Annotated in this window: 13 protein-coding genes and 4 tRNA genes; 9 read left to right on the top strand and 8 right to left on the bottom strand. The window is 60.5% G+C overall.

Going from position 1 to position 13,631, the window contains the following annotated elements; genetic code table 11:
• The first annotated feature begins 101 nt into the window (after positions 1 to 101).
• From rluD to GXB78_RS18755, 8 genes are all read left to right on the top strand, one after another.
• The gene (rluD, locus tag GXB78_RS18790) at positions 102 to 1,064 is read left to right on the top strand and encodes a 23S rRNA pseudouridine(1911/1915/1917) synthase RluD (protein ID WP_042610487.1); all 963 of its coding nucleotides are present in this window, start codon (positions 102 to 104) and stop codon (positions 1,062 to 1,064) included.
• Positions 1,061 to 1,783: a peptidoglycan editing factor PgeF gene (gene pgeF, locus GXB78_RS18785; protein WP_329516544.1), complete on the top strand. Its 723-nt coding sequence runs from the start codon at positions 1,061 to 1,063 to the stop codon at positions 1,781 to 1,783. The genes rluD and pgeF overlap by 4 nt, the downstream gene beginning before the upstream one ends.
• 130 nt (positions 1,784 to 1,913) lie before the next feature.
• The gene (clpB, locus tag GXB78_RS18780) at positions 1,914 to 4,478 is read left to right on the top strand and encodes an ATP-dependent chaperone ClpB (protein ID WP_329516543.1); all 2,565 of its coding nucleotides are present in this window, start codon (positions 1,914 to 1,916) and stop codon (positions 4,476 to 4,478) included.
• Between the two features lie 297 nt (positions 4,479 to 4,775).
• Positions 4,776 to 4,851 (top strand) — tRNA-Asn (locus tag GXB78_RS18775).
• 9 nt (positions 4,852 to 4,860) lie between these two features.
• Positions 4,861 to 4,937, top strand: a tRNA-Pro gene (locus GXB78_RS18770).
• 5 nt (positions 4,938 to 4,942) lie between these two features.
• Positions 4,943 to 5,018, top strand: a tRNA-Lys gene (locus tag GXB78_RS18765).
• A gap of 97 nt (positions 5,019 to 5,115) precedes the next feature.
• Positions 5,116 to 5,192: transfer RNA gene (locus GXB78_RS18760), tRNA-Pro, on the top strand.
• Positions 5,193 to 5,354: 162 nt separating this feature from the next.
• Positions 5,355 to 6,980 (top strand): methyl-accepting chemotaxis protein, encoded by a 1,626-nt coding sequence (locus GXB78_RS18755; RefSeq protein ID WP_329516542.1) that lies wholly within the window; start codon positions 5,355 to 5,357, stop codon positions 6,978 to 6,980.
• A 156-nt stretch (positions 6,981 to 7,136) separates the two neighbouring features.
• On the opposite strand, the gene GXB78_RS18750 is transcribed toward GXB78_RS18755, so the two are convergent.
• The 4 genes from GXB78_RS18750 to GXB78_RS18735 all read right to left on the bottom strand — a co-directional run bounded on the left by GXB78_RS18750 (position 7,137) and on the right by GXB78_RS18735 (position 9,874).
• The gene (locus GXB78_RS18750) at positions 7,137 to 8,435 is read right to left on the bottom strand and encodes an NAD(P)/FAD-dependent oxidoreductase (protein ID WP_329516541.1); all 1,299 of its coding nucleotides are present in this window, start codon (positions 8,433 to 8,435) and stop codon (positions 7,137 to 7,139) included.
• 63 nt (positions 8,436 to 8,498) lie between these two features.
• Complete coding sequence (locus tag GXB78_RS18745; RefSeq protein WP_007909875.1) at positions 8,499 to 8,672, bottom strand: DUF3094 domain-containing protein; 174 nt, start codon at positions 8,670 to 8,672, stop codon at positions 8,499 to 8,501.
• Positions 8,673 to 8,723: 51 nt separating this feature from the next.
• Positions 8,724 to 9,251 carry an MOSC domain-containing protein gene (locus GXB78_RS18740; protein WP_329516540.1) on the bottom strand — a complete coding sequence of 176 codons (528 nt, stop codon included), beginning with the start codon at positions 9,249 to 9,251 and terminating at the stop codon, positions 8,724 to 8,726.
• Positions 9,248 to 9,874 carry a DUF1780 domain-containing protein gene (locus GXB78_RS18735; protein ID WP_007909887.1) on the bottom strand — a complete coding sequence of 209 codons (627 nt, stop codon included), beginning with the start codon at positions 9,872 to 9,874 and terminating at the stop codon, positions 9,248 to 9,250. The genes GXB78_RS18740 and GXB78_RS18735 overlap by 4 nt, the downstream gene beginning before the upstream one ends.
• A gap of 116 nt (positions 9,875 to 9,990) precedes the next feature.
• Here GXB78_RS18735 and GXB78_RS18730 point away from each other — a divergent pair, with 116 nt between their 5' ends.
• Positions 9,991 to 10,680: an energy-coupling factor ABC transporter permease gene (locus GXB78_RS18730; protein ID WP_329516539.1), complete on the top strand. Its 690-nt coding sequence runs from the start codon at positions 9,991 to 9,993 to the stop codon at positions 10,678 to 10,680.
• 42 nt (positions 10,681 to 10,722) lie between these two features.
• On the opposite strand, the gene yacG is transcribed toward GXB78_RS18730, so the two are convergent.
• Genes yacG through GXB78_RS18710 form a run of 4 tightly spaced genes read right to left on the bottom strand, consistent with a single transcriptional unit; the run spans position 10,723 to position 13,631 of the window.
• Complete coding sequence (gene yacG, locus GXB78_RS18725) at positions 10,723 to 10,923, bottom strand: DNA gyrase inhibitor YacG (RefSeq protein WP_116029790.1); 201 nt, start codon at positions 10,921 to 10,923, stop codon at positions 10,723 to 10,725.
• Positions 10,920 to 11,543, bottom strand: coding sequence for a dephospho-CoA kinase (coaE, locus tag GXB78_RS18720; protein ID WP_329516538.1), 624 nt, complete (start codon positions 11,541 to 11,543; stop codon positions 10,920 to 10,922). Before coaE ends, yacG begins: the two co-directional genes overlap by 4 nt.
• A complete protein-coding gene (locus GXB78_RS18715) occupies positions 11,540 to 12,412 on the bottom strand; it encodes a prepilin peptidase (RefSeq protein WP_329516537.1) in 873 nt (290 codons plus the stop codon). Before GXB78_RS18715 ends, coaE begins: the two co-directional genes overlap by 4 nt.
• A gap of 1 nt (position 12,413) precedes the next feature.
• Positions 12,414 to 13,631, bottom strand: coding sequence for a type II secretion system F family protein (locus tag GXB78_RS18710; protein ID WP_329516536.1), 1,218 nt, complete (start codon positions 13,629 to 13,631; stop codon positions 12,414 to 12,416).

Genomic DNA, 13,631 nt, shown 5'->3' with positions numbered 1-13,631 from the left:
TATGATGAGCGCCCCGTTGAAAAGCCTCGGGGCAAAAGACGCCGTATTTAACCACAAGCGCGCAGCCGAAACCAAAGGCTGTGCCGACGCCCAGTCCGAGCATGTCCGATAAAATTGAACTTCGCGCAGAGGTGCCGTCCGAATTGGGCGGCCAACGCCTCGATCAAGTCGCCGCCCAACTCTTCGCTGAGCACTCACGCTCGCGCCTTTCCGCCTGGATCAAAGAAGGTCGCCTGACTGTGGACGGGGCGGTCATCCGCCCGCGCGACATTGTGCATGGCGGTGCCATCCTTGAGCTGACTGCCGAGCAGGAAGCCCAGGGCGAGTGGATCGCCCAGGACATCGAGCTCGATATCGTCTATGAAGACGACGACATCCTGGTGATCAACAAGCCTGCGGGCCTGGTGGTGCACCCGGCTGCCGGGCACGCCGATGGCACCTTGCTCAACGCTTTGTTGCACCATGTGCCGGACATCATCAATGTCCCGCGCGCCGGTATCGTGCATCGTCTGGACAAGGACACCACCGGTCTGATGGTGGTGGCCAAGACCATTCAGGCGCAGACCAAACTGGTCGCGCAATTGCAGAGCCGCAGCGTCAGCCGCATCTATGAGTGCATCGTCATTGGTGTGGTCACCGCCGGTGGCAAGATCAACGCACCGATCGGTCGTCACGGCCAGCAACGCCAGCGCATGGCAGTGATGGAGGGCGGCAAGCCTGCCGTCAGCCACTACCGCGTGCTCGAGCGTTTCCGTTCGCATACCCACGTACGGGTGAAACTGGAAACCGGTCGGACCCACCAGATCCGCGTGCACATGGCGCACATCAACTTCCCGTTGGTCGGCGATCCGGCCTACGGCGGGCGTTTCCGCATTCCGCCAGCGGCCAACCCGACCATGGTTGAATCGCTCAAGCATTTCCCGCGTCAGGCCCTGCATGCGCGCTTCCTTGAACTCGATCACCCGACGAGCGGTGAGCGTATGAGCTGGGAATCGCCGCTGCCGGAAGATTTCGTCTGGCTGCTGACCTTGCTCAAGCAGGATCGCGAGGCCTTCGTCGGATGAACTGGCTGACGCCGGACTGGCCTGCGCCGGCCAGCGTCAGGGCCTGTGTCACCACCCGCGAGGGCGGTGTCAGCGAGGCGCCGTTCGATAGCCTCAATCTGGGCGATCACGTCGATGATCGTCCGGAGGCGGTGGCCGAAAATCGTCGCCGTTTGACCGAACATTTCTCCATACAGCCTGCCTGGTTGCAGCAAGTGCACGGCATTACCGTGGCGCATGCTGATCCGTCTATCGTTGCGACTGCCGATGCCAGCTGGACGGCAACACCGGGAATCGCCTGCGCGGCGATGACGGCGGATTGCTTGCCGGCCTTGTTCTGCGATCGTGCGGGCACTCGCGTAGCGGCGGCCCATGCCGGCTGGCGTGGCTTGGCAGCGGGTGTGCTTGAAGCCACCCTCGACAGCCTCGATGTTGCACCTGAAGACGTTCTGGTCTGGCTCGGCCCGGCCATTGGCCCGCAAGCCTTTGAAGTCGGCCCGGAAGTGCGCGAAGTCTTCGTCAATCAGTTGCCGGAAGCGGCGACAGCTTTCGTGCCGAGCCACAATCCCGGCAAGTTCATGGCTGACATCTATCAACTGGCGCGCCTGCGTCTGGCTGCCCGTAGTGTCACAGCCGTTTACGGCGGCGGTTTCTGCACCGTGACCGATCCGCGCTTCTTCTCTTACCGCCGTGCGTCGCGCACTGGTCGCTTTGCCTCCCTCGTCTGGATCACCCACTAAACTGTCTGATCTGCATCAACCCTCTGACGCTTGAATCTTGCAGAATCGACCGCATCTATAGCGGTATCTGGCAGGTTTCTTTATTCAGGATGGTTTCTTAGGTCCGGCCTGCTCAAAAGGAAGGTGACCCATGCGTATAGACCGTTTAACCAGCAAATTACAGTTGGCCCTCTCTGACGCCCAGTCGTTGGCGGTTGGCCACGATCATCCGGCCATCGAGCCGGCGCACTTGATGCAGGCCATGCTTGAACAGCAGGGCGGTTCGATCAAGCCGTTGCTGATGCAGGTAGGCTTCGACGTCAACAGCTTGCGTAAAGAGCTGACCAAAGAGCTCGACCAGTTACCGAAAATCCAGAACCCGACCGGCGACGTCAACATGTCGCAGGATCTGGCGCGCCTGCTCAATCAGGCTGACCGTCTGGCCCAGCAGAAGGGCGATCAGTTCATCTCCAGCGAACTGGTGCTGCTCGCCGCGATGGACGAGAACAGCAAGCTCGGCAAGTTGCTGCTCGGCCAGGGCGTGAGCAAGAAGGCCCTGGAAAACGCGATCAACAACCTGCGTGGCGGCGAAGCGGTGAATGACGCCAACCACGAAGAGTCGCGGCAGGCGCTGGACAAGTACACCGTCGACCTGACCAAGCGCGCCGAAGACGGCAAGCTTGATCCGGTGATCGGTCGCGACGACGAAATCCGTCGGACCATTCAGGTTCTGCAACGCCGCACCAAGAACAACCCGGTGCTGATCGGTGAGCCTGGCGTGGGTAAAACCGCGATTGCTGAAGGTCTGGCCCAGCGCATCATCAACGGCGAAGTGCCGGACGGCCTCAAGGGCAAACGCCTGCTGTCGCTGGACATGGGCGCGCTGATCGCCGGTGCCAAGTATCGCGGTGAGTTCGAAGAACGCCTCAAAGGCCTGCTCAACGAACTGTCGAAGCAGGAAGGGCAGATCATTCTGTTCATCGACGAACTGCACACCATGGTCGGCGCCGGTAAGGGCGAAGGCTCGATGGACGCGGGTAACATGCTCAAGCCTGCGCTGGCCCGCGGCGAGTTGCACTGCGTCGGCGCGACCACGCTCAACGAGTATCGCCAATATATAGAGAAGGACGCGGCGCTCGAGCGGCGTTTCCAGAAAGTCCTGGTGGACGAACCGAGCGAGGAAGACACCATTGCCATACTGCGTGGCCTCAAGGAACGTTACGAGGTTCACCACAAGGTGGCGATCACCGACGGCGCGATCATCGCCGCGGCCAAGCTCAGCCATCGCTACATCACTGACCGGCAGTTGCCGGACAAGGCCATCGACCTGATCGACGAGGCCGCCAGCCGTATTCGCATGGAGATCGACTCCAAGCCGGAAGTGCTTGATCGTCTCGAGCGGCGCCTGATTCAGCTGAAGGTGGAATCCCAGGCGCTGAAGAAAGAAAGCGACGACGCGGCGAAGAAACGCCTGGAAAAACTCCAGGAAGAAATCGAGCGTCACGAGCGCGAGTACTCCGATCTGGAAGAAATCTGGAACTCGGAAAAAGCCGAAGTGCAGGGTTCTGCGCAGATTCAGCAGAAGATCGAACAGTCGCGTCAGGAACTCGAAACCGCACGCCGCAAAGGCGACCTGAACCGCATGGCCGAGTTGCAGTACGGGGTGATCCCGGATCTGGAGCGCAGCCTGCAGATGGTCGACCAGCACGGCAAGAGCGAAAACCAGTTGCTGCGTAGCAAGGTCACTGAAGAAGAAATCGCCGAAGTCGTGTCGAAGTGGACCGGCATCCCGGTGTCGAAAATGCTCGAAGGCGAGCGCGACAAGCTGATGAAGATGGAAAGCCTGTTGCACAAACGGGTGATCGGTCAGGAAGAAGCGGTCGTGGCCGTGGCCAACGCCGTGCGGCGTTCCCGCGCCGGGTTGTCCGACCCGAATCGTCCGAGCGGTTCGTTCATGTTCCTCGGCCCGACCGGTGTCGGTAAAACCGAGCTGTGCAAGGCCTTGGCCGAATTCCTTTTCGATACCGAAGAGGCGATGGTGCGCATCGACATGTCCGAGTTCATGGAGAAACATTCCGTGGCTCGTCTGATCGGTGCGCCACCGGGCTACGTCGGCTATGAAGAGGGCGGTTATCTGACCGAAGCGGTGCGTCGCAAGCCGTACTCGGTGATCCTCATGGACGAAGTCGAGAAGGCGCATCCGGATGTGTTCAACATCCTTCTGCAAGTGCTTGAGGATGGCCGTCTGACCGACAGTCACGGGCGTACGGTGGACTTCCGCAACACGGTGATCGTGATGACGTCCAACCTCGGATCGATGCAGATCCAGGAGCTGGTCGGTGATCGTGAGGCGCAGCGCGCTGCCGTGATGGATGCGCTGACGTCGCACTTCCGGCCGGAGTTCATCAACCGTGTCGACGAAGTGGTGATCTTCGAGCCGCTGGCGCGGGATCAGATCGCCGGGATTACCGAGATCCAGTTGGGTCGTCTGCGTAGTCGTCTGGCCGAGCGCGAGTTGAAGCTGGAGCTGAGCCCGGAAGCGATGGACAAGCTGATCGCGGTCGGTTACGACCCGGTGTATGGCGCACGTCCTTTGAAACGGGCGATTCAGCGCTGGATCGAAAACCCGCTGGCGCAGTTGATCCTGTCGGGTCATTTCATGCCTGGCGATACCGCCACTGGCAAGGTCGAGAACGACGAAATCGTTTTCGGCTAAGCCTCAGCGGCAATGAAACCGGGAAGGCCTCGCATTGCGAGGCCTTTTTTTCGCCAGGCTGTTGAACTCAAAGGAAAAGGCTTGTAAAGTGCGCCCCGCAGTCAGTCACCGGCAGCGTTTCAACCCAGCGGGTTGGAATCTGAAATAAGTTGCAAATCATTAACTTGAAAGCAATTTAGGGGGTTGACAGAGGTGTTCTAGGTTGTAGAATAGCGCGCCTCAGACACACGAACGCAGCGATGCGAACGGGTGTCGAGAAGCAAGAAAGCTTCACCGTTGTAACTTGAAATATGTAGTTCCGTGATAGCTCAGTCGGTAGAGCAAATGACTGTTAATCATTGGGTCCCAGGTTCGAGTCCTGGTCACGGAGCCAATTTCAAATCGGGGTATAGCGCAGTCCGGTAGCGCGCCTGCTTTGGGAGCAGGATGTCAGGAGTTCGAATCCCCTTACCCCGACCATATTTGGGTCGTTAGCTCAGTTGGTAGAGCAGTTGGCTTTTAACCAATTGGTCGTAGGTTCGAATCCCACACGACCCACCATTTTTGAAACCAGTTAGCGCTGGGATCGAATCTTAAGATCAGAGGCCAAAAGCGCTGATCGAAGAAGGCGATCTTTGAAAGGTCGCCTTTTTTTTACCGGGGTATAGCGCAGTCCGGTAGCGCGCCTGCTTTGGGAGCAGGATGTCAGGAGTTCGAATCCCCTTACCCCGACCATATTGAAAATCCTCGTATCGAAAGATACGGGGATTTTTTTTGCCTGCCGAAAGGCGAATCCCTTCAAGTCGTCATACAACCTGCCGATAGCCCGCTAACACGAGGGGACTGCCAACGCTTCGCCCCTTGAACCTGGCCACTACAAGAATAAGGGCGTCCGTCATGTTGCTTCGTCAGTTGAATATTGCTCCCCGGGCTGCCCTGGGTTTTGCCCTGATCGCGGTGTTGGTGGCCTTGCTCGGCGTGTTTGCGCTAGGGCAGATGTCGAGCATTCGCGACAGTGAGGTGGCGGTGGAGAATCGCTGGTTGCCGAGCATCCGTGGCGGCGACGAGATCCGTGAACTGATGCTGCGCATCCGCACCATCTCCCTGCGCATGGCGCTCGATCAGGATCCAGCGAACATCGCCACCTATCGCGGCCAGATGGACACCCGCGACAAAGAACTGAGCGAGAAGATCGCTGCCTACGACAAACTGGTCGACACTGCCGAAGGTCAGCAGCTGTATGACCAGTTCAAGAAAACCTTCGCCGCCTATCGCACCGGCATCGCGCAGTCATTCACCCTCGCCGAACAAGGCAAGCGTGACGAGCTGACCAAATTGCTCTTGGTCGACATGAAGACCGTGGTCGACGGTTCCGGCAAGCAACTCAACGACCTCGCCGATCTGTTCGCCCGCCAGGTTGCTGCCGAAAGCGAGAAGTCCGCTGCGCATTATGAAACCTCGCGGACCATCGTCACTCTGTTCATTGCCTTGGCAGCGCTGGCCACGGTGGCGCTGGCGATGTTGCTCACGCGCAGTATCGTGCGTCCCCTGAGCAGCGCCGTGGATGCCGCTGAAAGTGTGGCCAAGGGCGATCTGACCCGCCCCATCGAAACCCATGGCAACGACGAAGTCAGCCGCTTGCTCAAAGCCCTGGCGACGATGCAGCAGAACCTGCGCGAAACCCTGCAAGGCATCAGCGGCTCGGCAACGCAACTGGCCACCGCCGCTGACGAACTGAGCGCCGTCACCGTCAACAGCACCCAGGGCTTGCAAGAGCAGAACAACGAAATCGAACAAGCCGCCACTGCGGTCAACCAGATGACCGCTGCGGTGGAGGAGGTCGCGCGCAACGCTGTATCGACGTCCGATGCCACGCGCCAGTCCAGTCAGTCGGCGCAGTTGGGCCAGGAGCGCGTCAGCGAAACCGCCACCGCGATCAATGCCCTTGCCAGCGATGTGCAGAACACCGGCGAATTGGTGCAGTCGCTGGCCAATCAGTCGCAAGACATCGGCAAGGTGCTCGATGTAATTCGCGCCATCGCCGAGCAGACCAACCTGCTAGCGCTCAACGCCGCCATCGAAGCGGCACGCGCGGGTGAAAGCGGTCGAGGATTTGCGGTAGTGGCCGATGAGGTGCGTGCGCTGGCGTATCGCACCCAGCAATCGACGCAGGAGATCGAGCAGATGGTGCAAGGCATGCGCAGCGGCTCGAGCCTGGCGCTGGATTCAATGCAGGCCAGCGCTTCCCGTGCGGCAAGCACTTTGGTCCTGGCTGAGCGGGCGGGCGAGGCGCTGGTGACGATCACGGCTTCGGTGCACGAGATTCACGAGCGCAACCTGGTCATCGCCAGCGCCGCTGAAGAACAGGCGCAAGTGGCGCGGGAAGTGGATCGCAATCTGGTGAACATTCGCGACCTGTCGGTGCGTTCGGCTGCGGGGGCTGATCAGACCAGCGCGTCGAGCCATGAGCTGTCGCAGCTGGCCAATGCGCTACAGGGCATGGTGCGGCGCTTTCAGCTCTGATGAACAGCGATTCATTGCAAGCCTTCGCCCACTGATTTGAGAACAGCACGAAACAATGTGGGAGCGAGCCTGCTCGCGAAGGGGCCGAGTCATTCAACGACAGTGTTGACTGACCCACCGCTTTCGCGAGCAGGCGCGCTCCCACAGATGTTGGCCTTAGTGCAGTTTCAGGCGCGGCTCGGTACCACGACCAATCTTGCTTCCCAGCATCAGCATCGCCGTGCGGAATGGGCCGTACAGTGCCATCTGGTGCATGCGGTACAGCGACACGTAGAACATCCGCGCCAGCCAGCCTTCAAGCATGACGCTGCCGGTCAGGTTACCCATCAAGTTACCCACAGCAGAAAAACGCGACAGCGAAATCAGCGAGCCGTAGTCGGTGTATTTGTATTCCGGCAGGCTCTTGCCTTCAATGCGCAGTTTCAGCGACTTGGCCAGCAGCGACGCCTGCTGATGCGCCGCTTGTGCACGCGGCGGCACGTTGCGATCGGTGCCCGGTTGCGGGCAGGCCGCGCAGTCACCGAAGGCAAAGATGTTTTCGTCGCGGGTGGTTTGCAGGGTTGGCAGCACTTGCAGCTGGTTGATGCGGTTGGTTTCCAGGCCGTCGATGTCCTTGAGGAAACCCGGGGCGCGAATACCGGCAGCCCAGACTTTCAGGCTGGCCTTGATCTCGTCGCCATCGGCGGTGATCAGGCTGTCGGCGGTGACTTCACTGACCGAGGCGCTGGTCATCACATTGACCCCGAGCTTCTCCAGGGTCTTGTGCACCGGCCCACTGATGCGCTCCGGCAGGGCAGGCAGCACCCGTGGACCGGCTTCGATCAGCGTGATATGCATGTTTTCCGGTTTGATCCGGTCCAGACCATAGGCCGCCAGTTCATGGGCGGCGTTGTGCAGTTCCGCCGCAAGCTCCACGCCCGTGGCGCCGGCGCCGACGATGGCCACGCTGATCTGCTCGACTACGTCGGTCTGCCCGGCGTGGGCGCGCAGATAGTGATTGAGCAATTGCTGATGGAAGCGCTCGGCCTGTTTGCGCGTATCGAGGAACAGGCAATGCTGCGCCGCGCCCTGGGTGCCGAAATCGTTGGTAGTACTGCCGACGCTGATCACCAGCGAGTCATAAGCCACTTCTCGGGCCGGCACCAGCTCGACGCCGTTTTCGTCGTAGGTTGCCGCCAGCTGGATCTTCTTCTGCGCGCGATCGAGACCGCTCATGCGCCCGAGCTGGAATTCGAAGTGGTTCCATTTCGCCTGGGCGACATAGTTGAGTTCGTCTTCGGAAGAGTTCAGAGAACCGGCGGCCACTTCGTGCAGCAGCGGTTTCCAGATGTGGGTCAGGTTCGCGTCGACCAGCATGACGCTGGCCGTGCCGCGCTTGCCCAGAGTCTTACCCAGACGGGTAGCCAACTCCAGACCGCCGGCGCCGCCGCCGACAATGACAATACGATGGGACATAGGGATAACTCGCAAGGTTTTTAAAGGAAATCGGTGCGGTTACCCGAGGGAGCGCAAGGCTGCTCATAACGTCAGGTAACTGATAAATCGGCTCAACAGGCCCAGACCAATGGTCACTGCCAGCACCAGCACCAGGAGCATCCACGGCCGGAAAGGCCGGCGCTCGACACGGTGTTGGGACAGTTGCAGGTACTCTTCGACATGCTTTTGGTCTTCGGGGTTCAGGCGGCTGGTCATATTTGCCTCGTCAGGTAGACGTTACTGAATGAGCACAGGCTACAGCGGTTTTCAGCCCGGGTGGAACGCAGCGTAGCCGCTGTCCGGAACCGGTTCGACGCGTACTTCGTCGTCGAGGCGAATGATGCCGCTTTGTAACACCCGGGCGGTGATTCCGCCATGCCCGCGCACAGCTTGAAAAGTCCCCGGGCCAAGGTTGTTCTGCAAACGTGCGCAGGGCTGACACCAGCCAGTGGTTTCGAGTATCGCCTGCCCGATGCGAAAGCGCCGCCCCTTCAGGCTAAACAAATTGATTCCGCTTATAACGAGATTGCGCCGCAGATCTTCAGGCCGGATCGGCTCGTCATCGGGGCGGCCCATCAAGGCGTTGATCACCGCCAGGTGCTCCCACTGAATCAGTGTCACCTGCCGCGCATTGCGAATGCCGGGGCGGGCGTGGTCGCCGGTGAGCCCGGCTTCGAGGCGCGCCTCGACCGCATCGAGTTCAAGCATCGGTCCACGGGACGCTGGACGCACGCCGATCCAGCGCACACGTCCCGTTTGCGGTACCTCGGCGATCAGTTGCTGCAGCGGCGTCACAGGCTGATGCCTACGTCGAAGACGATGCTGCGACCGAGGTTGCTGCGCAGAAAGTCCGGTGCGTCGGGGTGAGCGAACAGCACGCGGGCGAAGGTCGGGCCGACCAGCGACAGCGAGCGCCAGCCCTGGCGCAGGTATTCGGTCGGTGGCGGGAAATGACTGTTGAGGTCCAGCACTTCGCGCTTGAGGCTGGCGAAGGCGATGATATCCAGCTCACCCAGATCCATGCCGCGTTCCTTGTAGTTGTGCGCCTTCTTGCGCAGGGTCGGCGCCAGACGCAGGAGAAATTCATTGGCCGGGATGCGTTTTGGCTTGGCTTCGCGGCGCACCAGTTGGCTCAGGGAAAACGCGCTGCGGCGGCGCTGCAATTCGTCGCGCCATTCATCGTTGAGGCGACGGCCTTCGTCGAGAACGAAAAAAACTTCGAAGTTGGCGTCGCGAAACAGTACGTCCGGCGGCTCACCGGCCGGCGCGAATTCGTCGGCGCGGTAGGGAATGTTCAAGCCTTGCAGCAGGCGCTGGCAGACCCAACGCTCACGCTCCCATTTGCGGGCATTGGACAGGAACGCATTGGCTTGCTCGGCCGCGATGGTCAGCAGGCGTAAATAATCTGAATCATCCATAAGCCCAAGCTTAGCGTCCAAATGCGACAAGCAGATAGCTTTGCATCGGCTGGTGCACATACATCGGCGGTGTAGACTGCGACAAAGCGGTAAGCCATGGAGATGGTGAGGGAATCATGATCGGTGCCGAACTGCTGTCGACGGCAAGCCTGACGCTCGGCTGGCTGATTTATCTGCCGGTGCTGCTCTGGGCGATCGTGCGTGCGCCATGGGTTGAGCTGTTCAGCGACAGTCGGCGGCAGCACTTGCTGTTCGGCACGGTGTTCGCGCTGTTCCTGCTGTGGCTGGTGCGCAGGGATTTCGACACAGGCGTGTCTTATCACTTCATCGGCATGACGGCGGTGACGTTGCTGCTCGATTGGCCGCTGGCGATTGTCGGCGGGCTGGTTGCGCAGATGGGGCTGGTGCTGCTGGGTCGCCAGGACCTGGCCGCGCTTGGCGTCAACGGCGCGTTGCTGATTCTGCTGCCGGTGTTGATTACCGAGTGCGTGGCAATCCTCGTGGAGCGTGCGCAGCCACGCAATCCGTTCGTTTACATCTTCTGTTCCGGCTTCTTCGCCGCTGCGTTGTCCGGCCTGCTGTGCCTGATCCTCAGCCTGACACTGCTGTGGTACGACGGCCTTTTTGCCATGCCGGAGTGGCTGGAAGATTTCGTCGGTTACCTGTGGCTGCTGCTGTTTCCCGAAGCCTTCATCAACGGCATGGTCGTCAGTGCGCTGGTGGTGTTCTGCCCGGAATGGCTGGAGACCTTCAACCGCACCCGTTACCTCTCGGCACCGTGGAAGGATGACGATCCGAAGTCTTGATCCACATCGAACCGCCATGCTCGCGGGCTTTTGCAGCCCTTATCAGTGACGCGGATCGAAATCGCCGGAGAACAACTCGTCTTCGGCATCCGGTGCGAGCGGAATCTTGTGTTCTTCCGAGGCCCAGGCGCCGAGGTCGATCAGTTTGCAGCGGTCGGAGCAGAACGGACGGAATTTGTTTTCCGGGGTGAATTCGACGGGTGCGCCGCAGGTTGGGCATTCAACGGTTGGAATCTGGCTCATGCTTGGCCTCCGGATAAAGTCAGGTAAAAGTGATGCAGACGCTCGACCTCGCTGTGCAGCCAAGCGAGGTCGCGGTCGTTGACGATCACGTCGTCGGCACGGCTCACGCGGTCTTCACGACTCGATTGTGCCTTGAGGATCGCCTGCACTTGTTGTTCGCTGGTCTGGTCGCGCTGCAGGGTGCGTTCGATCTGCAGTTGCTGTGGCGCATCGATGACCAGAATGCGCTGGGTCATCGCGTATTGCCCGGACTCGATCAGCAGCGGTGAAACCAGAATCGCGTAGGGCGATTTTGCCTGCGCCAGATGATGAGCGATTTCTTCGCCGATCAACGGATGCAGCAGCGCTTCGAGCCAACGCCGTTGCTCAGGGTCTTCAAAGATCAGTTTGCGCAGAGCGGCACGGTCCAGCGAGCCATCGGCCTGCAACACGCCGGAATCGAAATGCTCGGCGATTTTCGCCAGCGCCGGACGTCCCGGCTCGACCACCCAGCGCGCCGCATGATCGGCATCCACCACATGCACGCCGAGGTCGATGAAGTGCTGCGCCGCTGCACTTTTGCCGCTACCAATGCCGCCGGTCAGGCCGAGGATCCAGGGTTTTTCCACAGGGGTATTCATTTCAAACCGACAGACTGCCAATAGAAGTCGGTTATTTGACCACCCCAGAGCAAGGCAATCCAGCCGGCAATTGCCAGAAAGGGCCCGAAGGGGATCGGCGTCGAGGTTTCCTGGGCGCGCAGGCGCAACATAACGACGCCCAAAATCGCCCCCACCAACGATGACAACAGAATCGTCAGCGGCAGGATCTGCCAGCCACCCCATGCGCCGAGCAAGGCCAGCAGCTTGAAGTCACCGTGGCCGATGCCGTCCTTGCCGGTGAGCAGTTTGAACAGCCAGAACACCGACCACAGCGCCAGATAACCGGCCACCGCACCCCACAATGCATCGGGCAACGCCACGAACACGCCGAAGCTGTTGACGATCAGCCCCAGCCACAACAACGGCAGCACCAGCACATCGGGCAGCAGCTGATGTTCGCAGTCGATCAGACTCATCGCCAGCAAGCCCCACGTCAGCAAGATCAGCAGACCCGCCGGCCAGCCGAAGCCCAGATGCCAGGCGATAAATGCCGAGAGCAGGCCGCAGGCCAGTTCGGTCAGCGGGTAACGTTTGCTGATCGGCGCCGAGCAGCCCGAGCAGCGCCCGCGCAGCCACAGATAACTGAGCAGCGGAATGTTTTCCCACGGGCGGATCCGGTGTCCGCAATGCGGGCACGCGGAGTGCGGCAGCATCAGGTTGTAAGTCGGCACCGGCGTTTCAGTGGGCAGGCCGAGCACATCATGGGCCTGCTGCCGCCAGTCACGCTCGAGCATTTTCGGCAGACGCCATACCACCACGTTGAGGAAGCTGCCGACCACCAGCCCGAACAGCAGCGCGGCGAGCACAAAGGCCCGCGGGTACACGGCAAACAGTTCGTCGATAGGCATGTCAGATCGCTGAGCCGAGCTGGAAGATCGGCAGGTACATGGCCACCACCAGTCCGCCGACGATGACCCCCAGCACCACCATGATGAACGGCTCCATCAGGCTGGTGAGGTTGTCGACCATGTTATCGACTTCGGCTTCATAGAAACTGGCAACCTTGTCGAGCATGTCATCCAGTGCCCCGGATTCCTCGCCAATGGCGGTCATCTGCACCGCCATGTTGGGAAACACGCCGGTGCTGCGCATCGAGAAGTTCAACTGCATGCCGGTCGACACGTCCTGACGAACCCGCAACACCGCGCGCTTGAACACCACATTGCCGGTGGCGCCGGCGACCGAATCGAGCGCTTCCACCAACGGCACACCGGCCGCGAAGGTCGTCGACAGGGTGCGGGCAAAACGCGCGACGGCGGACTTGTACATCAGGGTGCCCACCAGCGGCAGTTTCAGCAGCCAGGTATCGCGACGGTCGCGCAGGGCCTGCGACGTCTTCAACGCGCGACGAGTGCCGAAAAACGCTGCCACCAGTGCCAAAAGAATCGCCCACCACCACTGTTGCATGAACTCCGACAGGCTGATGATCATCAGGGTGAAGCCCGGCAGTTCGGCGCCGAACCCGGAAAATACCGACTGGAACTGCGGCACCACTTTGACCAGCAGAATGCCGGTCACCACCGCCGCCACCAGCACCACGGCGGTAGGGTAGGTCATGGCTTTCTTGATCTTGGCCTTGAGCGCCTCGCTTTTTTCCTTATAGGTCGCAACCCGTTCGAGCAGGGTGTCGAGGGCGCCGGACTGTTCGCCGGCATCGACCAGATTGCAGTACAACTCGTCGAAATACTGCGGCTTCTTGCGCAGCGCCGTGGCGAAGCTGTTACCGGCGGCGACCTCCTGTTTGACCTCGTCGACCAGTTTGCGCATGGCCGGGTTTTCGAAGCCTTCACCGATGATGTCGAAGGACTGCAACAGCGGCACGCCGGCCTTCATCATGGTCGCCATTTGCCGGGTGAACAGGGCGATGTCCTGCGGCTTGATACGCTTGCCGAAGCTCAGCAGAGACGCCGATTTCTTGCGCACCTTGCCGGGGTTGATCCCCTGTTTGCGCAGTTGCGCCTTGATCAGTGCGGGATTCTGCCCGCTCAGTTCGCCAGTGACTTTGCTGCCTTTGCGGTCCGTGCCTTCCCAGGCGTAAACGCTGACTTTTGCTGCCTTGACCGCCAT

The organism is Pseudomonas moraviensis subsp. stanleyae (assembly GCF_036283065.1).
GTDB lineage: Bacteria > Pseudomonadota > Gammaproteobacteria > Pseudomonadales > Pseudomonadaceae > Aquipseudomonas > Aquipseudomonas stanleyae.
This window is presented reverse-complemented; position numbering and strand designations above follow the sequence as displayed.

Bases quoted from the DNA above. Each gene is read 5' to 3' on its own strand.
- rluD (WP_042610487.1), top strand. From the start codon at position 102: ATGTCCGATAAAATTGAACTTCGCGCAGAGGTGCCGTCCGAATTGGGC.
- clpB (WP_329516543.1), top strand. From the start codon at position 1,914: ATGCGTATAGACCGTTTAACCAGCAAATTACAGTTGGCCCTCTCTGAC.
- GXB78_RS18715 (WP_329516537.1), bottom strand. From the start codon at position 12,412: ATGCCTATCGACGAACTGTTTGCCGTGTACCCGCGGGCCTTTGTGCTC.
- GXB78_RS18755 (WP_329516542.1), top strand. From the start codon at position 5,355: ATGTTGCTTCGTCAGTTGAATATTGCTCCCCGGGCTGCCCTGGGTTTT.
- coaE (WP_329516538.1), bottom strand. From the start codon at position 11,543: ATGAATACCCCTGTGGAAAAACCCTGGATCCTCGGCCTGACCGGCGGC.
- GXB78_RS18745 (WP_007909875.1), bottom strand. From the start codon at position 8,672: ATGACCAGCCGCCTGAACCCCGAAGACCAAAAGCATGTCGAAGAGTAC.
- GXB78_RS18735 (WP_007909887.1), bottom strand. From the start codon at position 9,874: ATGGATGATTCAGATTATTTACGCCTGCTGACCATCGCGGCCGAGCAA.
- yacG (WP_116029790.1), bottom strand. From the start codon at position 10,923: ATGAGCCAGATTCCAACCGTTGAATGCCCAACCTGCGGCGCACCCGTC.
- pgeF (WP_329516544.1), top strand. From the start codon at position 1,061: ATGAACTGGCTGACGCCGGACTGGCCTGCGCCGGCCAGCGTCAGGGCC.
- GXB78_RS18730 (WP_329516539.1), top strand. From the start codon at position 9,991: ATGATCGGTGCCGAACTGCTGTCGACGGCAAGCCTGACGCTCGGCTGG.
- GXB78_RS18750 (WP_329516541.1), bottom strand. From the start codon at position 8,435: ATGTCCCATCGTATTGTCATTGTCGGCGGCGGCGCCGGCGGTCTGGAG.
- GXB78_RS18710 (WP_329516536.1), bottom strand. From the start codon at position 13,631: ATGGCGGTCAAGGCAGCAAAAGTCAGCGTTTACGCCTGGGAAGGCACG.